The sequence below is a fragment of the Nonomuraea sp. NPDC050680 genome, assembly GCF_040654555.1.
GTDB lineage: Bacteria > Actinomycetota > Actinomycetes > Streptosporangiales > Streptosporangiaceae > Nonomuraea.
The window spans coordinates 1-23,040 of sequence record NZ_JBFAIF010000007.1; the positions used below are offsets into that span (position 1 = coordinate 1).

The 23,040-nt window shown below is 69.8% G+C and carries 19 protein-coding genes and 1 rRNA gene; all 20 read left to right on the forward strand.

From position 1 onward, the window contains the following. A 5S ribosomal RNA gene (gene rrf / locus AB0H88_RS24370) occupies positions 1-77 on the forward strand; the annotation flags it as partial. Between the two features lie 553 nt (positions 78-630). Beyond that, positions 631-1,920 carry a folylpolyglutamate synthase/dihydrofolate synthase family protein gene (locus AB0H88_RS24375; RefSeq protein WP_357648635.1) on the forward strand — a complete coding sequence of 430 codons (1,290 nt, stop codon included), beginning with the start codon at positions 631-633 and terminating at the stop codon, positions 1,918-1,920. Continuing rightward, the gene (locus tag AB0H88_RS24380; RefSeq protein WP_357648052.1) at positions 1,920-2,258 is read left to right on the forward strand and encodes a DUF4233 domain-containing protein; all 339 of its coding nucleotides are present in this window, start codon (positions 1,920-1,922) and stop codon (positions 2,256-2,258) included. The genes AB0H88_RS24375 and AB0H88_RS24380 overlap by 1 nt, the downstream gene beginning before the upstream one ends. Positions 2,259-2,269: 11 nt before the next feature. After that, a complete protein-coding gene (locus AB0H88_RS24385) occupies positions 2,270-4,075 on the forward strand; it encodes a hypothetical protein (protein ID WP_357648054.1) in 1,806 nt (601 codons plus the stop codon). A 632-nt stretch (positions 4,076-4,707) separates the two neighbouring features. Further along, a complete protein-coding gene (gene ndk, locus AB0H88_RS24390; RefSeq protein ID WP_214642928.1) occupies positions 4,708-5,118 on the forward strand; it encodes a nucleoside-diphosphate kinase in 411 nt (136 codons plus the stop codon). A 551-nt stretch (positions 5,119-5,669) separates the two neighbouring features. Continuing rightward, on the forward strand, positions 5,670-6,701 hold the full coding sequence (locus AB0H88_RS24395) for a rod shape-determining protein (protein ID WP_357648056.1): 1,032 nt from the start codon (positions 5,670-5,672) through the stop codon (positions 6,699-6,701). Continuing rightward, positions 6,701-7,579, forward strand: a complete 879-nt coding sequence (gene mreC / locus AB0H88_RS24400; RefSeq protein WP_357648059.1) for a rod shape-determining protein MreC — start codon at positions 6,701-6,703, stop codon at positions 7,577-7,579. The genes AB0H88_RS24395 and mreC overlap by 1 nt, the downstream gene beginning before the upstream one ends. After that, positions 7,576-8,043: a rod shape-determining protein MreD gene (mreD, locus tag AB0H88_RS24405; RefSeq protein ID WP_357648060.1), complete on the forward strand. Its 468-nt coding sequence runs from the start codon at positions 7,576-7,578 to the stop codon at positions 8,041-8,043. The genes mreC and mreD overlap by 4 nt, the downstream gene beginning before the upstream one ends. After that, entirely contained in the window at positions 8,040-10,328 is a 2,289-nt protein-coding gene (gene mrdA, locus AB0H88_RS24410; protein WP_357648062.1) for a penicillin-binding protein 2, read from the forward strand. The genes mreD and mrdA overlap by 4 nt, the downstream gene beginning before the upstream one ends. Beyond that, a complete protein-coding gene (gene rodA, locus AB0H88_RS24415; protein WP_357648064.1) occupies positions 10,325-11,491 on the forward strand; it encodes a rod shape-determining protein RodA in 1,167 nt (388 codons plus the stop codon). The genes mrdA and rodA overlap by 4 nt, the downstream gene beginning before the upstream one ends. Before the next feature lie 4 nt (positions 11,492-11,495). Continuing rightward, the gene (locus AB0H88_RS24420) at positions 11,496-11,675 is read left to right on the forward strand and encodes a hypothetical protein (protein ID WP_357648066.1); all 180 of its coding nucleotides are present in this window, start codon (positions 11,496-11,498) and stop codon (positions 11,673-11,675) included. 20 nt (positions 11,676-11,695) lie between these two features. Further along, the gene (locus tag AB0H88_RS24425; RefSeq protein ID WP_357648068.1) at positions 11,696-13,606 is read left to right on the forward strand and encodes a TIGR03960 family B12-binding radical SAM protein; all 1,911 of its coding nucleotides are present in this window, start codon (positions 11,696-11,698) and stop codon (positions 13,604-13,606) included. Between the two features lie 165 nt (positions 13,607-13,771). Then, positions 13,772-14,524: a TIGR03936 family radical SAM-associated protein gene (locus AB0H88_RS24430; RefSeq protein ID WP_357648070.1), complete on the forward strand. Its 753-nt coding sequence runs from the start codon at positions 13,772-13,774 to the stop codon at positions 14,522-14,524. A gap of 143 nt (positions 14,525-14,667) precedes the next feature. Continuing rightward, positions 14,668-17,472, forward strand: coding sequence for an Rne/Rng family ribonuclease (locus AB0H88_RS24435; RefSeq protein ID WP_357648072.1), 2,805 nt, complete (start codon positions 14,668-14,670; stop codon positions 17,470-17,472). 201 nt (positions 17,473-17,673) lie between these two features. After that, positions 17,674-17,976, forward strand: coding sequence for a 50S ribosomal protein L21 (gene rplU / locus AB0H88_RS24440; protein WP_357648074.1), 303 nt, complete (start codon positions 17,674-17,676; stop codon positions 17,974-17,976). 16 nt (positions 17,977-17,992) lie between these two features. After that, on the forward strand, positions 17,993-18,250 hold the full coding sequence (gene rpmA / locus AB0H88_RS24445) for a 50S ribosomal protein L27 (RefSeq protein WP_219532025.1): 258 nt from the start codon (positions 17,993-17,995) through the stop codon (positions 18,248-18,250). Between the two features lie 241 nt (positions 18,251-18,491). Then, positions 18,492-19,844, forward strand: a complete 1,353-nt coding sequence (gene obgE / locus AB0H88_RS24450; RefSeq protein WP_357648076.1) for a GTPase ObgE — start codon at positions 18,492-18,494, stop codon at positions 19,842-19,844. Positions 19,845-20,146: 302 nt separating this feature from the next. Beyond that, positions 20,147-21,295 carry a glutamate 5-kinase gene (gene proB / locus AB0H88_RS24455; RefSeq protein WP_357648078.1) on the forward strand — a complete coding sequence of 383 codons (1,149 nt, stop codon included), beginning with the start codon at positions 20,147-20,149 and terminating at the stop codon, positions 21,293-21,295. A gap of 187 nt (positions 21,296-21,482) precedes the next feature. Further along, a complete protein-coding gene (locus AB0H88_RS24460; RefSeq protein WP_357648080.1) occupies positions 21,483-22,763 on the forward strand; it encodes a glutamate-5-semialdehyde dehydrogenase in 1,281 nt (426 codons plus the stop codon). A gap of 66 nt (positions 22,764-22,829) precedes the next feature. Beyond that, complete coding sequence (locus AB0H88_RS24465) at positions 22,830-23,006, forward strand: hypothetical protein (RefSeq protein ID WP_357648082.1); 177 nt, start codon at positions 22,830-22,832, stop codon at positions 23,004-23,006. The last annotated feature ends 34 nt before the right edge of the window (positions 23,007-23,040 follow it).

The window sequence follows — 23,040 nt, forward strand, 5'->3', positions numbered from 1 at the left end:
CGAACCCGGAAGTTAAGCTTCCCTGCGCCGATGGTACTGCACTCGGGAGGGTGTGGGAGAGTAGGTCACCGCCGGACAATCTTTGATTGTCGGGAATTGGGCTCCACGCATACGCGTGGGGCCCTTTTCTGCGTTACGGGGTTGGACGCGTGGGTGGGGTGTGGGTAGGTGCGGGGAAGGACTGTGGCGGGCCAGCTAAGGACCGTGGCGGGCCAGATGTGGAAGGACTGTGGCGGCCCGCTGGGGCGGGCGGTTGGCGGCTTAGGGCCGCGGAAGGGCTGTAGTCCGTTGGGGCTGTTCGGGGCTAAGGGCCGCGGCGCGCTGGGACCGTTTACGGCTAAGGGCCGTAGTCTGCTGGGGCCGTTTACGGTTATGGGTCTCACGCCTTGGCGCGTGGGACCCTTTTTTGCGTTCCGGCCGGGTTGTTTGCCAGGTGCTGGGCTTTTCTTGTCTGGTGCGTCCTTGCCTGACGGCACAAGCCGTCGGCTGTGCATCCACGTACTGTGAATTGCCAATGGCAGGCGAAGCTGGAGCACCGAAACTGCTGATCATCAGGCGGTGGCGTGGGAGAGCGCTCCGTACGGTCAGTAGGGTTGGGGGGTGGACTTTCGTGCGGTTGAACGCGCGATCATGGAGCGAGGCGTCGAGTGGGACTTCGAGCCGACGCTGGACCGGATCGCGGCTCTCATGGACCTGCTCGGCTCGCCGCAGCAGGCATACCCTGTCGTACACATAGCGGGCACGAACGGTAAGACGAGCACGGCGCGCTTGACCGAAGCGCTGCTCAAGGAGCGCAATCTGCGTGTGGGCCGGTTCACGAGCCCGCATCTCGTCTCAGTGCGCGAACGCATCACCGTTGATGGCGAGTCGCTGAGCGAGGAGCGGTTCGCTCAGGTATACGAAGAGATCGCCCCTTACGTTGAGCTCGCCGATACGCAGGGGCGGCGGATCCAGTTCTTCGAGTTGCTCACGGCCATGGCCTTCGCCGCGTTCGCCGACACTCCGGTGGACGTGGCGGTCGTCGAGGCCGGCATGGGCGGGTCCTGGGACGCGACGAACGTCGCGGACGGCACCGTCGCCGTCGTCACCCCGATCTCGCTCGACCACACCGACCGGCTCGGGCCCGATATCCCGAGCATCGCCGGGGAGAAGGCGGGCATCATCAAGCCCGGCGCCACGGCCATACTCGCCCAGCAGCAGCTGGAGGCCGCCGAGGTGCTGATGCGCCGGGCCGTCGATGTCGGCGCGGTGGTCGCGCGTGAAGGGCTCGAGTTCGGTGTCCTCGCCCGAGAGGTGGCCATGGGCGGACAGCTGCTCACGCTGCGCGGCCTCAAGGGCGTCTACGAGGAGGTCTACCTGCCGCTCTATGGCGAACACCAGGCGAGCAACGCGGCCTGCGCACTGGCCGCTGTGGAGGCTCTGACGGGGGGTGACGACCCGCTCGACGTGGAGCTCGTACGCCAGGCGTTCGCGGGGGCGTCCTCACCGGGGCGGCTGGAGATCCTGCGCCGCAACCCCACGGTCGTCGTCGACGCGGCGCACAACCCCGGCGGCATGCAGGCCTCGCTCGAGGGCATGCAGGAGGCGTTCGACTTCGCCAAGGTCGTGGGCGTCGTCGCGGTGATGCGCGACAAGGATGTGCATACCCTGCTCGACCTGCTGGAGCCGATTCTCGACGAGATCGTCGTCACGCGTAACTCCTCGCCTCGGTCGATGTCGCCCGCCGAGCTGGCGGAGGTGGCCATACCGCTGTTCGGAGAGGACAGGGTGCGGGTCGTCGAACGCCTCGACGAGGCCATCGACATGGGCATCGGCATCGCCGACGCCCACGGTGAGTTCAGCGGCACGGGGGTGCTCATCATCGGCTCGGTCGTGACGGCCGGAGACGCGCGCCACCTGCTCAAGGCGGGGAGCGTGTGATGAACTTCCAGGTCACCCCAGGCATGCGCCGGCTCGGCGCGAGCGTTCTCGGCATGGAGGCCATCGTCGCCGCGCTGATTACGCCGGTGGCGATCAACAGCGGCGTTCAGACGGCGGTGGCGGTCACTGTCGGTATCGGGCTGGCCGTGCTGTGCGTGATCGTCGCCGGGCTGCTCAAGCGGCCTTTCGCGTACGTCGCGGGCACCATCCTGCAGGTCCTGGCCATCGGCACGGGGTTCCTCGTGCCGACGATGTTCTTCCTAGGAGTGATCTTCGCGGCGCTATGGATTACCGCGATATTCGTCGCTCGCCGTGTCGAGGGCGTGACTTCCCGCTAAAGTCGGCGAACATGGCCGTCCCCCCGATCCAGCGGTCCCCGAACGCACACAGCGCGGGACCCACCGCACGCGTCAGGTCCCCATGGTTGCTCGACTCGGTGCTCGGGCTGCTCATCATCGTCGTGTTGCCATTGGCGATGCTCGCGATCCCCAACACCGTGTCCGTGGTCTCGGGTCTGCTGCCCGACGGCTTCGACAAGCTCGCGTTGATGCGCGCGCACGGGCTGGCGCTCCCGGCGATGATCCTCACGGTGCCGCTCGCCGCGGTGGCGCTGCGCCACGTCAAGGTCCCCCACATGCTGCTGGGCGGGCTCACGGTGCTCGCGCTGGCCGACGTCGCGGGCGGCTTCGCGGGCTCGACGTTCCTGGTGGCGACGCTACGCGTGCTGCACGGGATCGGCGCGGGCCTGCTCTTCCCCGCCACGCTGCTCGCGGCCTGGGAGCGCTCCATGGCATTGCGGGCAATCTGGACCGGCATGCTCGCGTTCAGCCTGCTCACCGCCCAGGCGCTCGCGCTGTGGCCTCTTGACCAGGTGAGCGACTGGAAGATCACGCTCCAGCCGTACCCGCTGCTGACGGGCATCGCGCTCGCGCTGGCAGCGGTCTACTTCGTCGTCTGGCTGGTCCAGGGCCAGCCGCCGATGCCCACGCCACGGGCCGCCGAACGTAGCCGCTTGCTGTTCGCGAGCGTCCCCGCGGTGGGCATTTCGGTGGTGGCCATCAGCACCGCAAGTGAGGAGTGGGGGGCCGGCCTGGTCATCCTGCTGGCCGTGCTGGCGATCGTCGCGCTGCTCGTGATGGCCTTCTTCGGCAGCCGTGAGGGCCGCACACTGGCGTACGTCATGGTCGCGGTCGGCATCGTGCTGCTCCCGAGCCTGGCCCAGGTCACGTACGTGGAGATGCGCGGCCTCGGCGGTCCGGGCATGACCGGGCTGTGGATCCCGTTCGTGGTGGCGGGTGTGCTGGCGCTGGCCTCCGCCATCGCGGTGCGGCTGTTCGCCGGAGCGCGGTGGCTCGCGCCGCTGGGGCTGCTGGCGATGGTGATCGGTCTGTGTTCGGTACGAGTCCTGGTGCCGGCGGCCGATGGGCTCGTGTTGGTGATCCCGTTCACTCTGCTGGCGGCGGGGGCGGCGGTGGCGCTCACGTCCGCGCTCAGCCAGGCGGGCATCGGGGCGGCGCTGTTCGGCCTGGCGCTGTGTTTCCCCGGTGTGCTGGCTGGTTATCTGCTGGCTACCGGGGTGCAGTTGATGATGCTGCGCGGGGTCACGGTGGCGCAGCAGCTGGTGGATCGGTTCGTGGGCACATTGCATCTGTGGTCGCTGATCGGCGGGTTCCTGGTGGTCGCGGTCATCGTCCTGGCGGAACTGCTCTCGCGGCGCGGGGCTCCGGCCGATGAAGATGAAGCGGCCGAGCTGACGGGCGATGATTCGGCGCCTTCGGTGTCTTCGCCGGGTGTAGCCGGTCATTCGGCGTATGCGGAGTCTTCGGGATCTTCGGGGTCTTCAACGGGTGTGGACGTGGTCGCGAAGGTGGCTGGGGAAGGTTCGGGCGCCGAGGCGGCGGTCCCTCCGGTGCGGAGCGGTCGGTCTGAGCGCCGCGAGCCGCCCATGGCGGTGGACGCCGTCGAAGTGCCTGCCCAGTCGACAGCCGGGGATGAGGATCGGCCTACCGGGGCGATACCGCGCGTCCCCGTGTCCCCCGACGCCTTCGGCGCAACTGACGGGAATGGCGCGAGCGTGGAGGGGGTGGGCGAAGTGACCGGTCCTGTCCCACCTGTCCCGCCTCAGGCCCAATCCCCCGAAGACACCACTCCGTAGCACCGGCCCATAGGGCCATTTCGGTGCCCTGGCCCGCCAGACCGCGTCAGGGCACCGGCCCATAGGTGCGCGTGCAGGGCGGGCCCGCTGGGTCGAGCCGAGGCACCGGCTTATAGGACCGCGTGCAGGGCGGGCCCGCTGGGTCGAGCCGAGGCATCGGCCCATAGGACCCTGCGTGGGCTGCCCGCAGGACTGGCCCGCCCGCAGGACGGGCCCGCCCGCAGGACGGGCCCGCCCTGAGGACCCTGAGGACCGGCCCGTAAGATCCCGCGCTGGGCCTGGCCCGTAGGACTACCGTGTGAGGTCGCCCGTTGGAGCACCGGGTAGGACGGCCTGGAGGGCCACCGGGTAGGACCGGTTCCCTGGGGTGCCATCTCCCAGGCCGTTGGTCGATGGTGCGTCGCCGATCGAATCGTGTGCAGGTGTGGGGGGCGCGAGGCGCGCCGGTGGGGCGGGGTGTGAGCACGGATGGGGCTCGGTCGTGTGGAAACGGGAGAGCCGTGGCGGGCGGTAAGCTGAGCCGCAGCCACCTCGGCGCGAGGGCCTGCGCCCCCGGGCCGATCCCCCGCGCAGCCAAGCCGGTGCATGTGGCCGCAGCCCCGAACCACACCCTGTTCGAAGGAGAACCTCAAGTGTCCGAGCGCACTCTTGTCCTGATCAAGCCCGACGGGGTGAAGCGTGGCCTCATCGGTGACGTGATCGCCCGCGTGGAGCGCAAGGGCCTGAAGGTCGCTGCGATGGACCTGCGCACTCTCGACGTCGACACCGCCAAGGCCCACTACGCCGAGCACTCCGAGCGCCCGTTCTTCGGCGAGCTCGTCGAGTTCATCACTTCGGGGCCGCTGGTCGCGCTGGTGCTGGAGGGGCCGCGCGCCGTCGAGGCGTTCCGCGCGCTGGCGGGGCTCACGGACCCGGTCAAGTCGGCGCCCGGCACGATCCGCGGCGACCACGCGCTGGAGATCGGCGAGAACATCGTGCACGGCTCCGACTCGCCCGAGTCGGCCGCGCGGGAGATCAAGATCTTCTTCCCGGACCGGTTCTAGTTTTCTGACTTTCTAGTTTCTCTTGCCTCTCTCTGACGTCTCCGTTTTCTCCGACGTCTCTGATGCGCCGAGCGCCCGCCATATGGCGGGCGCTTTTTTTGCGCGATTTTTGTCCGGCTAACTCGGCTGTGCGAGGCCGCGTGCGGCCTGGGTATGGCAGGCTTTTTGGATCTTGTACGGCAAGCCCGGTGCACCCCACTCGCCGCACGGGGCCGGCGCCTGTCCAGGGGCACGCCCCTCCGGTGGACGTGGCCGGGCGCCGTGACGTGCGCGCTGTGGGCCATGTTCCGTGGATTGGCCTGGCCACGGTACAGGGCGGTTAGATCCCCAGGTGCCCGACGAGCGGTCGCCGACGGCGGGTGGGTCAAAACGGTGCAAGACGGAGGCCCAATGTTGTCCTTCGCCTGCGGCGACATCGGGGCTTCCGGATGGGCTGAAGAATTTGTGGGGCACAGGGGGCTCATTGCGCGCCCTGGTGGGTAACGTCACGTTACGATTCGAATTCGATCCGTAGTCATTCGCGAACGACGTTACGGAAGGCTCCGTTCCCCATGGGCAGCAAGCTCGCGTTTCTCGGCCGTGATATGGCGGTCGACCTCGGCACCGCCAACACGCTGGTCTACGTGCGCGGCCGGGGCATCGTGCTCAATGAGCCGTCGGTCGTCGCGATCAACACTGCCACCGGGAAGATCGTCGCGGTCGGCATCGAGGCCAAACGCATGATCGGCCGGACGCCGGGCAACATCGTGGCCGTCCGGCCGCTCAAGGACGGTGTGATCGCCGATTTCGATGTCACTGAGCGGATGCTGCGCTATTTCATCCAGCGGGTGCACAAGAGGCGGCACTTCGCCAAGCCGCGCATCATCATCGCCGTGCCCAGCGGCATCACCGGGGTGGAGCAGCGGGCGGTGAAGGAGGCCGGATACCAGGCCGGGGCCCGCAAGGTCTACATCGTTGAGGAGCCGATGGCCGCGGCGATCGGCGCGGGGCTGCCGGTGCACGAGCCGACCGGCAACATGGTCGTCGACATCGGCGGCGGCACCACCGAGGTGGCCATCATCTCCATGGGCGGCGTGGTGACCAGCCAGTCCATCAGGGTCGGCGGCGACGAGCTCGACCAGGCGGTGATCACCTTCGCGAAGAAGGAGTTCTCGATCATGCTCGGCGAGCGCACCGCCGAGGAGATCAAGATGGCCATCGGCTCGGCGTGCCCCATTGGTGAGGACCTGCACGCCGAGATCCGCGGCCGTGACCTGGTGAGCGGCCTGCCGAAGACGGTCGTGGTGTCCGGCGAGGAGATTCGCAAGGCGACGGAGGAGCCGGTCAACACGATCGTCGACGCCGTCAAGGTCACGCTCGACAAGTGCCCGCCGGAGCTGTCCGGTGACCTGATGGACCGCGGCATCGCGCTCACCGGCGGGGGCGCGCTGCTCAAGGGCATGGACGAACGTATCAAGACCGAGACCGGCATGCCCGTCCACCTCGTGGAGAACCCTCTCGACTCGGTGGCGCTCGGCTCGGGCAAGTGCGTCGAGGAGTTCGAGGCGCTGCACCAGGTGCTCGTACCGGAGTCACGTCGCTGATGAGAGAGTCCCGCCACGCCCGGCTGATTCTGGGAACGCTGCTCACGGTGGCGCTGGTCATCCTGACCGTCGACCACCGCGCCGGCGCGGCCTCGCCGTTGTGGCCGCTGCGTACGGCCGGTTCGTGGTTCTTCGGTACGGTCGAGCAGGTCGGCGCCTCCGTGGTCCGCCCGGTCGGCGGCTTCTTCCACGCCATCGTCAACGCCCCCGCCGCCCAGGCCGAGCTCAACCGGGTCAAGGCGGAGAATGTCAGGCTGCGAGCCGGTCTGGCCGCGGGCCGGCTCGACGCGGCCCGCGCCGCGGAGCTGAAGCGGTTGCTCGGCGTGGCGGGGCTCGGCGGCTACAAGATCGTGACGGCGAACGTGGTCGCCAGGCGCGGCCAGCCCGGCTTCGAGGACGCCATCGAGATCGACGTCGGCACCGGCGACGGCGTACGCCCCGAGATGACCGTGCTCAACGGTGAGGGGCTGGTCGGCCGGGTGATTCAGGCGTCAGCCGACAGCTCGACCGTGGTGCTGATCAGCGACCCGGGCTCGGCCGCCGGTGCCCGGCTCGAAGGTGGCCAGGAGATCGGCGTCGTGAACGGGGTGGGGGAGAACGGGCGGCTAGTGCGCTTCCGGCTGCTGGATTCGACCGCGGCGATCACCCGTGGGACCCGCATTGTCAGCTTCGGCTCCCAGCGCGGCGCGCCGTACGTCGCCGGGGTGCCGATCGGGGTGATCGAGCGGGTGGAGGCGACGCCGGGCGAGCTGACCCGCATCGCCTACGCCAGACCGTACGCGGATCTGACCGCGCTCGACGTGGTCGGCGTGGTGGTGGCGGCGCCGGCGAAGGACCCGAGGGACGCCGTGCTACCACCCAAGGAGGAGCCGCGATGATCGTTGGGCTGTGCGTGCTGGCAGCGGTGTTGTTGCAGGTCATGCTCATCAACCGGCTGCCGCTGCCGGCCGGGGGAGCGCCCGACGTGGTGCTGCTCGTCGTGGTGGCGATGGCGCTGCTGCGCGGGCCGGTGGCGGGGGCGATCATCGGGTTCTGCGCGGGACTGCTGGTCGACATCGTGCCGCCCACGGCGCATCTGGTGGGTCAGTACGCGTTCGTGTTCGCGCTGGTCGGCTACGTGGCCGGGCGGGGGGTGGGCGGTCCGGCCACCACCGTCGTCCTGTGTGTGCTGATGGCGCCGCTGGTGTCGGCGGCGCTCGGCGGGCTGATCGCCGATCCGCGGGTGACGCTGTCGACGCTGACCGAGCAGGTGCCGGTGACCGTCGTCTACACGTTGATCCTCTCGCCGCTGGCGATCTGGTTGGTCACCCGTGAGAGGCCGCACCCGAGGTTCCCGCAATGATCAGGATGCGGACCCGGCTGGTCGTGCTGCAGGTGATCGTGATGGGCGTGCTGGCGGTGCTCAGCGTGCGGCTCTGGCAGGTGCAGGTGGTGCGCGGGCAGGAGCTGGTCACCAGGGCCACGGAGACCAGGACGCGGTCGGTGATCGTGCCGGCCGTGCGCGGGCAGATACTCGACTCCTCGGGGCGGCCGCTGGTGCGCAACCAGACCTCGCTGGTCGTCTCGGTCGACCGGACCGGGCTGATCAGGATGCCTGAACAGGGGGTTCCGGTGCTGCGCAAGCTCAGCGAGGTGCTGGGCCAGCCGGTCAAGCAGTTGCAGAAGCGCATCACGCCGTGCGGCCCCGGGGTGACCAAGCCCTGCTGGACCGGCTCGCCGTACCAGCCGATTCCGGTGGAGGAGCGGGCCGACACCCGCCAGGCGCTGCAGATCCTGGAGCGGCAGGAGGAGTTTCCCGGCATCTCCGCCGAGATCCAGTCCGTCAGGCAGTATCCCGGAGGCAAGGCCGGTGCGCAGATGCTCGGCTACCTGCAGCCGGTCACCGAGGCCGAGCTGGCCAAGCGCGAAGGGCTGAAGGCCGCCTTCTCCGGCGTCGACCTGGTCGGACGCGACGGCCTCGAGTACATCTACGACGACGAGCTGCGCGGCAAGGCCGGGCTGCGGCGGGTGCAGGTCGACCGGATGGGCAAGGCCATCGGGGTGGAGGAGCAGGTGGCGCCCGTCAGCGGCGACAACCTGGTCACCAGCATCGACGCCCGCGTGCAGGACCTGGCCGAGCAGGCGTTGCAGCACGCCATGAAGAACGCCCCCAAGGCGGACGGCGCCGCGGCGGTCGTGCTCGAACCCGACACCGGCCGGGTGATCGCGCTGGCCAGCATGCCCGGCTACGACCCGGCCGTATGGGCGGGCGGAATCTCCGACCGTGGCTATCAGCGGCTGCTGTCGGACGCCACGGGTAAGCCGCTGGTGTCGCGGGCGCTGAATGGGATGTTCGCGCCCGGTTCGACGTTCAAGGTGTCGTCGGTGACGTCGATGCTGCGGGCCGGGTATCCGCTGAACGGCACGTACGACTGCCCGGGGGCGGTCATGGTGGGCGACCGGGCCTTCCACAACTTCCACGGCATCGGTCTCGGCTCCATGAACCTGCACACCGCCCTGGTCAAGTCCTGCGACACGATCTTCTACCGGGCGGGCTACGACCAGTGGCTGAAGGACGGCGGGCTCAATCCGAAGAAGGCGCCGAAGGAGGTGTTCGCCAACACGGCCAAGGCGTTCGGGTTCGGCAAGCCGACGGGCATCGACCTGCCGGGCGAGTCGGCCGGGCGCATCCCGGACCGCACCTGGAAGAAGAACATGTGGGCCCAGACGAGCGGCACCAGTTGCCGGCGCGCCAAGAGCGGCTATCCGGAGGTGGCCGACAAGTCGCGGGCGGAGTTCCTCAAGCGGCTGGCCAACGAGAACTGCCTCGAAGGCTTCCTGCTGCGGGCGGGTGACTCGGCCAACTTCTCGATCGGCCAGGGCGACGTGCTGGTGACGCCGCTCCAGCTGGCCAGGGCGTACGCGGCGCTGGTGAGCGACGGGAAGCTGCGCAGCCCGCGCATCGGCTGGGCCACGGTCCGGCCCGACGGCGCGCTGGTCAGGCGCATCGACGTGCCGGTGGTCGGCAAGCTGCCGCTGTCGAAGAAAGAGCGCCTCTACATCAAGGACGCGCTCAGCGACGTACCCTCCGACGGCACCGCGGCGGGGGCGTTCGCCGGGTTCCCGATGAACAAGGTGCGGATCGGCGGAAAGACCGGCACCGCGGAGGTGTGGGGCAAGGAGGACACCTCCTGGTTCGCCTCGTTCGCACCGGCGAACGACCCGCACTTCGTCGTGGTCGTCATGGTCTCGCAGGGCGGGATGGGCGCCTCCACCGCCGCGCCCGCCGCACGCGAGATCTACGAGGGCATCTTCGGCTTCGCCAAGAACAAGCCCGCGTTGCCCGCGGGCCGGCCGGTGTCCAAGCTGCCGAAGATCTCGGCCGACGGCACGGTGGCCGATGGCAAGACGACCGACGGCACGGTGGCGGACGGTGCGACGACGGACGGCGAGGGTACGAGCGGCCCGGGGGCACGCGGCCCGGGAGCACGCGGCGCGGGGACGGGCGGCGCGGGGACGGGCGGCGCGAGAACGGGCGGCGCGAGGACAGGTGACGCGGGGACAGGTGGCGCCGTGGCGGGCGGAACAGGGGAGGGCGGCAAGAGCAAGGGCACCAAAAAGGAGGGCGGCACGGAGGCGGGAGGATGATGGACCGCACGCTGATGGGCGGGCGGCGCTCGTTCGCCCGGCGGGCGGTGGGCGCGCAGTCGGCCATGTGGCGGCTCGACGGGGTGATGCTGGTCGCGGTGGCCGCGCTCTGCGTGATCGGCACGCTGCTCGTCTGGTCGTCGACCCGTACCTGGGCGCCCGGCTCCACGGGGCTGGTCAAGAAGCACGTACTCAACCTCACCATCGGGACGTTGCTCTGCGCGGCGGTGACCGTCATCGACCATCGCGCGATGCGCGCGTACGCGCCCCTGGCGTTCCTGCTCTCGCTGGCCGGCCTGGGACTGGTGATCACACCGCTGGGTGCGACGATCAACGGCTCGCACTCGTGGATCCTGCTGGGGGGCGGCTTCGCCGTGCAGCCGTCGGAGTTCGCCAAGCTCGGCCTGCTGCTCATCATCGCGATGCTGCTGGCCCAGCCCGGTGAGGGCAGCGATCGGCCGCGCGGGCTCGACGCCTGGCTGGCGCTGTTCGCCGCGCTGCTGACGATGGGGCTGGTGATGTTGCAGCCCGACCTCGGCACCACGCTCGTGCTGGCCGTGATCACGGCCGCCGGGCTGGTGATCGCGGGAGTGCGCAAGAGGTGGATCATCCTGCTGACGCTGATCGCCGGGGTCGGGGTGTTCTGCGTGTTCGCGTTCGGGATGCTGGAGCCGTACCAGGTCGCGCGGTTCACCGCCTTTCTCGATCCGCGCGTCGACCCGCGCGGCGTCGGCTACAACAGCACGCAGTCGCTGATCGCCATCGGCTCGGGGCAGTTGTTCGGCAAGGGGCTCTTCGACGGTGGGCAGACGACCGGCCGGTTCGTGCCCGAGCAGCACACCGACTTCATCTTCACGGTCGCGGGGGAGGAGTTCGGGTTCCTCGGCTCGCTCACCTTGGTGCTGCTGCTCGGCGTGGTGCTGGTGCGCGGGCTGAGGATCGCCCGGCTGTGCGAGGACAGGTTCGGCACGCTCGTGGCCGGGACGATCGTGTGCTGGCTGGCGTTCCAGACGTTCGTCAACATCGGCATGACCATTGGCATCATGCCGATCACCGGGCTGCCGCTGCCGTTCGTCTCCTACGGAGGTACGGCCACGTTCGCGAATCTCATCTCGATCGGGCTTCTACAGTCGATCCGGATCCGCGAGCAGTCGTTTAATTGACAATATGTTCTTGGCCTACTGCGACGAGTGCGAGGAGCGCTTCCTCCTGCCCGCCAGCCACATCACCGCCGTCCACAACCTCGCCAGCGGGGTCATCGCCATCGAGCTGACCTGCTACGAGGGACACAAACTGATCGTTCTCAGCGGCAACGACATCGACATCCCGGGACCTGCCACGGTCTGAGCGCCGCTAGTCTGGGTGCCATGACTGTCGAGTCGATTTTTCCCCGCCTGGAAGCGCTGCTGCCCAAGGTGCAGAAGCCCATCCAGTATGTCGGGGGTGAGCTCAACTCGACCGTGAAGGACTGGGAGTCCACCGACGTACGGTGGGCGCTGATGTATCCGGACGCGTATGAGGTCGGCCTGCCCAACCAGGGCGTCGCGATCCTCTACGAGATCCTCAACGAGCTGCCCGCCACCCTGGCCGAGCGGACCTACGCCGTCTGGCCCGACCTCGAGGCGCTCATGCGCGCGGAGGGCATACCGCAGTTCACCGTGGACGCCCATCGGCCGGTGCGCGCCTTCGACGTGCTGGGCCTGTCGTTCTCCACCGAGCTCGGCTACACCAACATGCTGACCGCGCTCGACCTCGCCGGCATTCCGCTGCTGGCCGTCGAGCGTGGCGATGACGACCCGATCGTGCTGGCGGGCGGCCACGCGGCCTTCAACCCCGAGCCGATCGCCGACTTCCTCGACGCCGCCGTGCTCGGCGACGGCGAGCAGATCGCGATCGCGATCTCCGAGGTCATCCGCGAGTGGAAGGGCGAGGGCAGCCCCGGCGGGCGCGACGAGCTGCTCATGCGGCTGGCCGAGTCCGGCGGCGTCTACGTTCCGAAATTCTACGATGTCGACTACCACCCCGACGGCCGCATCAAGCGGGTCGCGCCCAACAGGCCCGACGTCCCATGGCGGGTGCACAAGCACACGGTCATGGACCTCGACGAGTGGCCCTATCCGAAGAAGCCGCTGGTCCCGCTGGCCGAGACCGTGCACGAGCGGTTCAGCGTGGAGATCTTCCGCGGCTGCACGCGTGGCTGCCGCTTCTGCCAGGCGGGGATGATCACCCGCCCGGTCCGCGAGCGGTCGATCACGACGATCGGCGCCATGGTCGAGAACGGGATCAAGGAGTCCGGCTTCAACGAGGTCGGCCTGCTGTCGCTGTCGTCCGCCGACCACTCCGAGATCGGCGAGGTGGCCAAGGGACTGGCCGACCGCTACGAAGGCACCAACACCTCGCTGTCGCTGCCTTCGACCCGGGTCGACGCGTTCAACATCGACCTGGCCAACGAGTTCTCCCGCAACGGCCGGCGCTCCGGCCTGACCTTCGCCCCGGAGGGCGGGTCCGAGCGCATGCGCAGGGTGATCAACAAGATGGTCACCGAGGAAGACCTGATCCGCACCGTCACCACCGCCTACTCACAGGGCTGGCGGCAGGTGAAGCTCTACTTCATGTGCGGGCTGCCCACCGAGACCGACGAGGACGTGCTCGGCATCGCCGATCTCGCCAAGAAGGTCATCAAGGCGGGCCGCGAGATCACCGGCTCGCGCGACATCCGCTGCACGGTCTCCATCGGCGGATTCGTGCCCAAGCCGCACACGCCCTTCCAGTGGGCGAGCCAGGCCGACCACGAGACCGTCGACCGGCGGCTCAAGGCGCTGCGTGACTCGCTGCGGGGCGACAAGAATTACGGCAGGGCCATCGGCTTCCGCTACCACGACGGCAAGCCGTCGATCGTGGAGGGCCTGCTGTCGCGCGGCGACCGCCGGGTCGGCGCGGTGATCCGGGCCGTCTGGGAGGACGGCGGGCGCTTCGACGGGTGGAGCGAGCACTTCTCGTACGAGCGCTGGATGGCCGCGACCGAGAAGGCCGGCGTCGACGTCGACTGGTACACCGTGCGCGAGCGCGAGGAGAACGAGGTCCTGCCCTGGGACCACCTCGACGCCGGGCTCGACCGCGAATGGCTCTGGCAGGACTGGCAGGAGGCCGTTTCCGGGACCGAGGTCGAGGACTGCCGCTGGACTCCGTGCTATGACTGCGGCGTCTGCCCGACCATGGGGACCGACATCCAGATCGGCCCGACGGGTAAGAAACTTCTTCCTCTCACGGTGGTCTAGCCGCGCTGAGTGCGCGGCCCGTGCCTCGCCGTACATGATCTGGGACGTTGAGTCTCCGGAGCGGCATATCCTGAGACGAAGGAAACACTTACACGGGAAGGACGACCAGCTCTGAAACCTGTTCCTGATGGGCCTCCGCCCGCGCCTACGGTGCAGCGCCTGCGCGTGCGCTACGCCAAGCGCGGACGTCTGCGCTTCACCAGCCACCGCGACATCTCGCGGGCCGTCGAGAGAGCGGTCCGCCGTGCCGGCATTCCGGTGGCCTACAGTGCGGGCTTCTCACCCCATCCGAAGATCTCCTATGCGGGCGCGGCGCCGACCGGCGTCGCCAGCGAGGCCGAATACCTCGAGATCGGCGTCACGAAACCGTGCGAACCCGGACGGATCCGTGACGACCTGGACGGCTCTCTGCCGCCTGGTCTCGACGTGCTCGACGTCGTGGAGGCCACCGTTGGTGGGCTGGCCGACCGCTTGGAGGCCTCTGAGTGGGATGTGCGGTTGCCCGGCGCCGACTGGGAGCTCGCGGAGACGGCGGTGGCGAAATTCCTCGCCGCCGAGGCCGTGGAGGTCGAACGCCTCACCAAGAAGGGGCCCCGACGCTTCGACGCCCGGGAGGCGGTGCTGAGGCTCGAGGTGCCCGAGGGAGCAGACAGAACCGCAGCTCAGGTGCCAGGACAGTCGTGTGTCATACTGCGCATGGTTGTTCGGCACGTGATTCCTGCCGTACGACCCGACGATGTGCTCACAGGGCTGCGCCTTGTGGCCGACTTCGCGCCGCCGGTTCCCCCCGAGGTGACCAGGCTGGCGCAGGGGCCGCTTGACGTCAGCACCGGTGCGCTTGCCGATCCGCTCGGCCTGGACCGCGACATTACGCGCGGCGGCGAGGCGGTTTCGGCGGGTGAGCAGGTCGACGGTTAAGGACGTGCCTTGCGTGAGCGGGGTACGACCGCTGACAGGACTTGGCGCCCGCGCCCCTCTCCAGGGGTGCGGGCGGACAACGAGACACGAGAGCTCCTGCGCGGCGCGGCGACGCGCCCGGGAGCTGACGGGAGAGCGCCCGCATGCTCGAGAACGAGCCCAACGGCGGGGCCAACGGCCCCGGCGGGGAGACAACTGAACAGTCCAAGGTGACAAAGCGTCGCCGTGCCGCGAGCCGGCCGGCGGGACCGCCGCCCGAGCTGCCAGAGGAGCCGTCGCCCAGGGTCACGACCACGGTCGCGGCCGCTACCGACGAGCCCCCGAGCCCGGTCGAGCCTGCGAGCCCGGTCGAGGCCGTCGTGGCGCAGGCCACTGATGACGCCGTGGCGCAGGCCGCCGACACCGTCACTGAGGAGAAGCCCAAGAGGGCCGCCAGGACCCGGTCGACGGCCACGACCACGCGCCGCCGTACCAGCAAGAAGGCCGACGGCGAGGCCGCGGAGAGCGCGCAGGACGCCAGCGGTGGTGTCCCCGAAGGCGTGACCGGCGCCGGCGGTGCGGCCGTGAGCACCCCGGAGGCGGCTGAGGGGGGCGAGCAGGCGGTCGAGGCCGCTCCGCCCAAGCGCCGCCGCACCCGCAAGAAGACAGAGCCTGAGGCGGCCGCTGAGAGCGTTGAGACGGCTCCCGGACGCTCCGCCGAGGTCGCGGCGGGCGTCGGCGAGGCGGCCGCCGAGCGGCTGGGCAGCGCCGACGCCGAAGAGGACGTCACCGAACTCCTGCCCGAGGACGAGCCGCTGGACGACGAGCCCGCCGGCGAGGACCTCGACGAGGTCGACCGGCCGAGCCTGCTCGCCGACCCGTTCGGCCTGTCCGCGCGGGCGCAGGGCCAGCAGGGGACCGCCTTCCAGCGCCCGGCCGCCATCTTCGCGCCGCTGTTCCAGGCGCCGGACCCGACCCAGGCCAAGCCCGCCGCGGCCCGGCGTCCCGAGCCGCAGCCGCAGCCCGAGCAGGCGGCCCCGGAGCCCGAGGAGGCCGCGGAGACGGTCACGGACGAGGAGGCCGACTCCGCCGACGAGCAGGAGGAGGAGGAGGAGGGCGGCAGCCGCCGTCGTCGTCGCCGTCGTGGCGGCAGGGGCCGTGGCAAGGCGCGCGAGCGTGACGACTCCGACGACGACTCCGACGAGTCCGACGACGAACAGGGCGACGAGCCTCAGGAAGAAGAGGCGTCCAGTTCCCGCCGGCGTCGCCGCCGCAGGCGCCGGGGTGCCGACGACGGCGCCGAGCCGGCCGGAGACGACCCGCCCAACACCGTCGTGCGCATCCGCGCGCCCCGCACGGGCCGCGCCGCCGGGCATGACATCTCCGCCGACGGCGTCACGAGCGTGCGCGGCTCCACCAGGCTCGAGGCCAAGAAGCAGCGCCGTCGTGAGGGCCGCGAGCTGGGCCGCAGGCGTCCGCCGATCATCACCGAGTCGGAGTTCCTGGCTCGGCGCGAGTCGGTCGACCGGATGATGGTGGTGCGTCGCCAGGGCGACCGCACCCAGATCGCGGTGCTGGAGGACGGCGTGCTCGTCGAGCACTACGTCAACCGCGAGGCCAGCCAGTCCTACGTCGGCAACGTCTACCTCGGCAAGGTGCAGAACGTGCTGCCGTCGATGGAGGCCGCCTTCGTCGACATCGGCAAGGGCCGCAACGCCGTCCTGTACGCCGGTGAGGTCAACTTCGACACCGCGGGCCTGGAAGGCCAGCCGAAGCGCATCGAGGCGGCGCTGAAGTCCGGCCAGTCGGTGCTGGTGCAGGTCACCAAGGACCCGATCGGCCACAAGGGCGCCCGCCTGACGTCACAGATCAGCCTGCCGGGCCGTTACCTCGTGTACGTGCCCGACGGCTCGATGACCGGCATCAGCCGCAAGCTGCCCGACAAGGAGCGTACGCGGCTCAAGAGCATCCTGAAGAAGGTCATGCCCGAGAACGCCGGCGTGATCGTGCGCACGGCCGCGGAGGGCGCTTCTGAGGACGAGCTGGCCCGCGACGTGGCCCGCCTGTCGGCGCAGTGGGAGAACATCCAGAAGAAGGCCAAGTCGGCCAGCCCGCCCGAGCTGCTCTCGGCCGAGCCGGACCTGACCGTCCGCGTGGTCCGCGACGTCTTCAACGAGGACTTCACCTCGCTGGTCGTGCAGGGCGAGGAGGCGTGGGAGACGGTCGAGGAGTACGTCAAGTACGTCGCGCCGCACCTCGGCGAGCGCCTGTCCAGGTGGGACACCGAGCAGGGCGACGTGTTCGAGTCCTACCGGATCGACGAGCAGCTCGGCAAGGCGATGGACCGGAAGGTCTGGCTGCCCAGCGGCGGCTCGCTGGTGATCGACCGTACCGAGGCGATGAGCGTCGTCGACGTCAACACCGGCAAGTTCACCGGGCAGGGCGGCAACCTCGAAGAGACCGTCACCCGCAACAACCTGGAGGCGGCCGAGGAGATCGTCCGCCAGCTCAGGCTCCGCGACATCGGCGGCATCATCGTGATCGACTTCATCGACATGGTGCTGGAGTCCAACCGTGACCTGGTGCTGCGGCGGCTGCTGGAGTGCCTGGCGCGCGACAGGACCAAGCACCAGGTGGCGGAGGTCACCTCGCTGGGCCTGGTCCAGATGACGCGTAAGCGGGTCGGTCAGGGGCTGCTGGAGGCGTTCTCCACGCCGTGTGACTGCTGCAACGGGCGGGGTCTGATCGTCTCCACGGAGCCGGTCGAGTCCAAGCCGGAGCCACGCGGCACCCAGGGCAAGATGGCCGTCGAGAAGGCGGTCTCGGACAAGGTGTCCGCGGCCAAGGACTCCGGCAGCCGTGATACCGTGACCGATGCGCTTGAAGACGTCCCGGCTGAGGACGACCAAGCGGGCCAGACTTCCGGCAGAGGGCGGCGACGCTCTCGCCGAGCCAAGTCAGCCGAGTAGCCAGGCGCTCCCGCAAGGGAGCGCTCCTCGGCGGACTGCCCCGACGATCCGTCCGGTTCGACCAGGGCACCGTTAATCCGGTACTCTTGAGAATCGGTGCGTCCAGCGGCGCGCCCTGTTCGCGCGCCTACTCGGTTCGTCGGTTCCAGACAGCACCGAATGCCGGGCGCAGCATTCAGAAGTCAGTAGAAGGGTTCCGCGGTGTACGCGATCGTTCGTTGCGGCGGCAGGCAGCAGAAGGTCTCCGTCGGTGACGTCCTCGAGGTGGACAAGGTCGCCGGCGAGGTCGGCACTTCGGTTTCGCTGCCGACGGTCCTCGTCGTCAACGACGGCGATGTGACCACGGAGGCGGGCAAGTTCATGGTGAGCGCCGAGATCCTCGGTGAGACCAAGGGACCGAAGATCCGCATCCTGAAGTACAAGAACAAGACCGGTTACAAGAAGCGCCAGGGTCACCGTCAGCGGTACACCCAGGTGAAGATCACCGGTATCGACCAGGCCTGATCGGGGAGTTAGACAGATGGCACACAAGAAGGGCGCGTCGTCCACCCGGAACGGCCGTGACTCCAACGCCCAGCGCCTGGGCGTCAAGCGCTTCGGCGGCCAGCTGGTCAACGCGGGCGAGATCATCGTCCGGCAGCGTGGCACCCACTTCCACCCCGGCGACAACGTCGGCCGCGGCGGCGACGACACGCTGTTCGCGCTGTCCGCCGGCCACGTGCAGTTCGGTCTCAAGCGCGGTCGTCGCGCGGTGAGCATCGTTCCGGTGGCGGAGTAGATTCTCAGAGTTTCCTGCTCAGGGGCGGATCGGGTTCTCGATCCGTCCCTGAGTGCGTTTTAACGGCTTTTGATGTACGGCTCAGCGCGGTGGGCCCCACCCGCCGTGCGGGGCCGGGGCCCGTCCAGGGGCACGCTCCTCCGGTGGACGTGGCCGAGCGCCGTGACGTGCGCATTCTTGGCCCCGGTCCGTGGACCGGGTTACGTGATGGGCCTTGATCGGCCTAGGAGGAGGGGCCGGGATGGCTGACTTTGTGGACCAAGTGGTGCTGCACCTCAAGGCGGGTGACGGCGGCAACGGCTGCGCGTCCGTGCACCGGGAGAAGTTCAAGCCGCTCGGCGGGCCCGACGGTGGGAACGGCGGGCGTGGCGGCGCGGTGATCCTTGAGGTGAGCCCCAACACCGCCACGCTGCTCGAATACCATCACCGGCCGCATCGCAGCGCCGACAACGGTAAGCAGGGCCAGGGGTCCAACCGCGACGGGGCCAACGGCGGGGACGTGATCATCCCGGTGCCCAATGGGACGGTCGTCAAGAACGCCGCCACCGGTGAGGTGCTCATCGACCTGGTGGGAGTCGGCACCCGCTACGTGATCGCCGAAGGCGGTCACGGTGGGCTCGGCAACGCGGCGCTGGCCAGCACCAAGCGCAAGGCGCCCGGGTTCGCGCTGCTCGGGGAGCCGGGGGACGCGCTCGACGTCATGCTGGAGCTCAAGAGCGTCGCCGATGTGGCGCTGGTCGGCTTCCCCAGCGCGGGGAAGTCGTCGCTGATCGCGGCCCTGTCCGCGGCCCGGCCGAAGATCGCCGACTACCCGTTCACCACTCTGATCCCGAATCTTGGCGTGGTGACCGCGGGCGAGACCATCTTCACCGTCGCCGACGTACCGGGGCTGATCCCGGGGGCGTCGCAGGGCAAGGGGCTCGGGCACGAGTTCCTGCGCCACGTCGAGCGGTGCGACATGCTCGTCCACGTCATCGACTGCGCCACGATGGAGCCGGGACGCGACCCGATCACCGACTACGAGGTGATCGAGGCCGAGCTGGAGGCCTACGGCAAGCTCGAAGGCCGGCCCCGCATGGTCGTGCTGAACAAGGCCGACGTGCCGGACGCCCGGGAGCTGGCCGATCTGGTCAGGGGCGAGTTCGAGGAGCGGGGGCTGCGGGTCTTCACCGTCTCGGCCGCCACCCATGACGGGCTGCGGGAGCTGACGTTCGCGATGGGCGAATGGGTGGCCGCGGCCAGGGCCGCCAAGCCCGTCGAGGAGCCCACGCGGCTGGTGCTGCGGCCCAAGCAGCTCGGCGAGACCGGGTTCAGCGTCCGCCGGGTCAACGACAACCTCTTCCAGGTCACCGGCGAGAAGCCCGAGCGCTGGATCAGGCAGACCGACTTCAGCAACGACGAGGCCGTCGGTTACCTGGCCGACCGGCTGGAGCGGCTCGGCATCGAGGATCAGCTGGTCAAGGCCGGTGCCACCGCGGGCGCGGAGGTCGTCATCGGGTCGATGGAGGGTGGCTACGTCTTCGACTGGCAGCCCACGCTCAACGCCGAGTCCGTACGACAGGGGCCGCGCGGCTCCGACAACCGGTTCGGCTAGCGGCACCCGGCCCCCGGTTTTCGGTCCCCGGCGGCCTCGGCCCCCGGGCCCCGGGCCCCGGCTTTCGGTCCCCGGGGGCCCCGGGCCCCGGGGCCCGGCTTTCGGTCCCGGGCGGCCCCCCGGCCCGGCCCCCCGGCCCTGGGCCCCGGGCGTCCCCGGCTTCCCGTCCCGGGCGGCCTGCCCCCGGGCGGCTTCCCGTCCCGGGTGGCCTGTCTCCGGAGGCATCCCGGCCTTCGGTCGGTTGCCGGAGGCGGGAGTACCGGCTGGAAGGTCGGGTTACCGGGCTCCGATAGGCTTCGAACGTGCGGGAACAGGTCAGCCGAGAACAGGTCAGCCGAGAACAGATCAGCTCAGCGTCGAAGGTCGTCGTCAAGGTCGGCTCTTCGTCGCTCACCACCACCCAGGGCATGATCGACGTCGACCGGGTCGACGCCCTGGTCGACGTGCTGGCCACCCGCCGCCGCGCCGGGACCCAGCTGGTCCTGGTCTCCTCCGGAGCGATCGCGGCGGGCCTCGGCCCCCTGGGGCTGACCGCGCGCCCCCGTGACCTCGCCACCCAGCAGGCCGCCGCGTCCGTCGGCCAGGGCGTGCTCGTCGCCCGCTACACCTCATCCTTCGCCCGCTACGGCCTGCGCGTCGGGCAGGTGCTGCTGACCGCCGACGACATGATGCGCCGCGCCCACCACGCCAACGCCCAGCGCACCCTCAACCGGCTGCTGGAGCTCGGCATCGTGCCGATCGTCAACGAGAACGACACGGTCGCCACCGACGAGATCCGCTTCGGCGACAACGACCGCCTGGCGGCCCTGGTCGCCCACCTCATCCACAGCGACGCGCTGGTCCTGCTCTCCGACGTCGACGCTCTCTACGACGGACCGCCGAGCCGCAGCGGGTCCCGGCGGCTGGCCGAGATCCGCGGCCCCGAGGACCTGGTCGGCGTCGAGCTCGGCAAGAACGGCGCGGCGGTCGGCACCGGCGGCATGGTCACCAAGGTGCAGGCCGCCAGGATCGCCACCGGCGCCGGCGTGCCCGTCGTGCTGACCGCCGCCGCGCACGCCGCCCAGGCGCTGGCCGGGGTCGATGTCGGTACCTATTTCCACCCGGGCGGCCGTCACCCCGGCACCCGGCTGCTCTGGCTCGCCCACGCGACCACCGGACGCGGGCGGCTGCTGCTCGACGACGGCGCGGTGGAGGCCATCGTGTCCAGGCGCAAGTCGCTGCTGCCCGCCGGGGTCACCTCGGTGGAGGGCGACTTCGCGGCCGGCGACCCGGTGGACCTGTGCGGGCCGCGTGGCGGGGTGGTGGCGCGGGGGCTGGTCAACTTCGACGCGGTGGAGATCCCCGGACTGCTCGGCCGCTCGACGCGAGACCTGGGCAACGAGCTCGGTCCCGAATACGAGCGCGAGCTGATCCACCGCGACGACATCGTCATACTGGAAGCCCACAACTAGGCAGCCGGAAACTGGAAGCCCACAACCGGGCAGCAGGTCACCGGAAGTCCACAACTAGGCAGCCGGATACTAGAAGTCCACAACTGGGCAGCAGGTCACCGGAAAGTCCACAACCGGGCAGCCGGATACTGGAAGCCCACAACTACGCAGGCGGCGGGCACGCTGGCCGCCGACAGAGGAGCGTGTGATGTCCGAGGAGTTCCTGAAGGTCGCCCGCGCGGCGCGAGAGGCCGCCGCCGAGCTGGCCCCGCTGCCGCGGGCGCCCAAGGACCGGGCGTTGCGCGCGGTCGCCGACGCCCTTGTCGCCCACACCGCCGAGATCGTCGAGGCCAACGCCAAGGACGTCGCGCAGGCGCGGGAGCAGGGCACGCCGGAGGCCATGATCGACCGGCTGCGTCTCGACGGGCCCAGGATCGAGGCCATCGCCGAGGCCGTACGCCAGGTGGCCGACCTGCCCGACCCCGTCGGCGAGGTGATCCGGGGCAGCACGCTGCCCAACGGCCTGGAGCTGCGCCAGCTCAGGGTTCCGCTGGGCGTGATCGGCATCATCTACGAGGGCCGCCCCAATGTCACCGTCGACGCCGCCGCGCTCTGTCTCAAGAGCGGCAACGCGGCTCTGCTCAGGGGCTCCTCCAGCGCCTACGCTTCCAACACCGTGCTGGTGCGGGTGATGCAGGACGCGCTGGAGAGCACCGAGGTGCCCTCCGGTGCGGTGCAGCTCGTGCCTGGCCTGACCCGCGACTCCGTCAAGGAGCTGATGCGGGCCCGCGGCCTGGTTGACGTGCTGATCCCGCGAGGGGGCGCGTCGCTGATCAACTCGATTGTCGAGGAGTCCACGGTCCCGGTGATCGAGACGGGTGTCGGCAATTGCCACGTCTACATCGACGCCGACGCCGATCTGGACCTGGCCGTCGACATCCTGGTCAACGCCAAGGCGCAGCGGCCGTCGGTGTGCAACGCGGCCGAGACGTTCCTGGTCCACGCCGGGGTCGCCGACGCGTTCGTGCCCCGGGCGCTCCAGGCTCTCAAGGACGCGGGCGTGACCGTGCACGGCGACGACCGGATCGCCGCCTACGGCGAGGTGGAGCCGGCCACCGAAGACGACTTCCTCACCGAATACCTCTCGCTCGACATCGCCGCGGCCGTCGTCGGCTCGCTGGAGGAGGCCGTCGCCCACATCAGGCGCTACGGCTCGGGTCACACCGACGCCATTGTCACCCGGTCGCAGCAGGCGGCGCGCAGGTTCGTGTCGCTGGTCGACTCGGCGGCCGTCGCGGTCAACGCCTCCACCCGGTTCACCGACGGCGGCGAGTTCGGCTTCGGCGCGGAGATCGGTATCTCCACCCAGAAGCTGCACGCGCGCGGCCCGATGGGGCTGCCCGAGCTGACGTCCACCAAATGGGTCTATACCGGCGAGGGGCATCTGCGTACCTCAGCCGGCACGGTCATCCCAAGGTCAGGCGCCTGACGGGGTTGGGCAGCGGCGGCGTGTCGGCGTGACCGGTCAGCGGAGGAGCTCGGTTGACTGGACCACATGGAGATCGTCATCGCCTTGGCCTTCGCGGCCGTGGTGCTGTTCGGTGCGGATCGGGTGCTGCTCTGGATGGAGAGCCGGGGCCACATCCACTGGCGCAGGAAGGGCAGGAAGGACCTGTCGGCGGAGCCTACGACGGAGCTCGACAGCATGCTGTCCGAGCAACCCCACCGATAAAGCTTCGGCGCGCCGCACGCGCTATCACGCCTCC

What these genes read in the sequence shown, in the direction of transcription:
- AB0H88_RS24375 (WP_357648635.1), top strand. Translation starts at nt 631, where the DNA reads ATGGAGCGAGGCGTCGAGTGGGACTTCGAGCCGACGCTGGACCGGATC.
- AB0H88_RS24380 (WP_357648052.1), top strand. Translation starts at nt 1,920, where the DNA reads ATGAACTTCCAGGTCACCCCAGGCATGCGCCGGCTCGGCGCGAGCGTT.
- AB0H88_RS24385 (WP_357648054.1), top strand. Translation starts at nt 2,270, where the DNA reads ATGGCCGTCCCCCCGATCCAGCGGTCCCCGAACGCACACAGCGCGGGA.
- AB0H88_RS24395 (WP_357648056.1), top strand. Translation starts at nt 5,670, where the DNA reads ATGGGCAGCAAGCTCGCGTTTCTCGGCCGTGATATGGCGGTCGACCTC.
- mreC (WP_357648059.1), top strand. Translation starts at nt 6,701, where the DNA reads ATGAGAGAGTCCCGCCACGCCCGGCTGATTCTGGGAACGCTGCTCACG.
- mreD (WP_357648060.1), top strand. Translation starts at nt 7,576, where the DNA reads ATGATCGTTGGGCTGTGCGTGCTGGCAGCGGTGTTGTTGCAGGTCATG.
- mrdA (WP_357648062.1), top strand. Translation starts at nt 8,040, where the DNA reads ATGATCAGGATGCGGACCCGGCTGGTCGTGCTGCAGGTGATCGTGATG.
- rodA (WP_357648064.1), top strand. Translation starts at nt 10,325, where the DNA reads ATGATGGACCGCACGCTGATGGGCGGGCGGCGCTCGTTCGCCCGGCGG.
- AB0H88_RS24420 (WP_357648066.1), top strand. Translation starts at nt 11,496, where the DNA reads ATGTTCTTGGCCTACTGCGACGAGTGCGAGGAGCGCTTCCTCCTGCCC.
- AB0H88_RS24425 (WP_357648068.1), top strand. Translation starts at nt 11,696, where the DNA reads ATGACTGTCGAGTCGATTTTTCCCCGCCTGGAAGCGCTGCTGCCCAAG.
- AB0H88_RS24435 (WP_357648072.1), top strand. Translation starts at nt 14,668, where the DNA reads ATGCTCGAGAACGAGCCCAACGGCGGGGCCAACGGCCCCGGCGGGGAG.
- rpmA (WP_219532025.1), top strand. Translation starts at nt 17,993, where the DNA reads ATGGCACACAAGAAGGGCGCGTCGTCCACCCGGAACGGCCGTGACTCC.
- obgE (WP_357648076.1), top strand. Translation starts at nt 18,492, where the DNA reads ATGGCTGACTTTGTGGACCAAGTGGTGCTGCACCTCAAGGCGGGTGAC.
- AB0H88_RS24460 (WP_357648080.1), top strand. Translation starts at nt 21,483, where the DNA reads ATGTCCGAGGAGTTCCTGAAGGTCGCCCGCGCGGCGCGAGAGGCCGCC.
- AB0H88_RS24465 (WP_357648082.1), top strand. Translation starts at nt 22,830, where the DNA reads ATGGAGATCGTCATCGCCTTGGCCTTCGCGGCCGTGGTGCTGTTCGGT.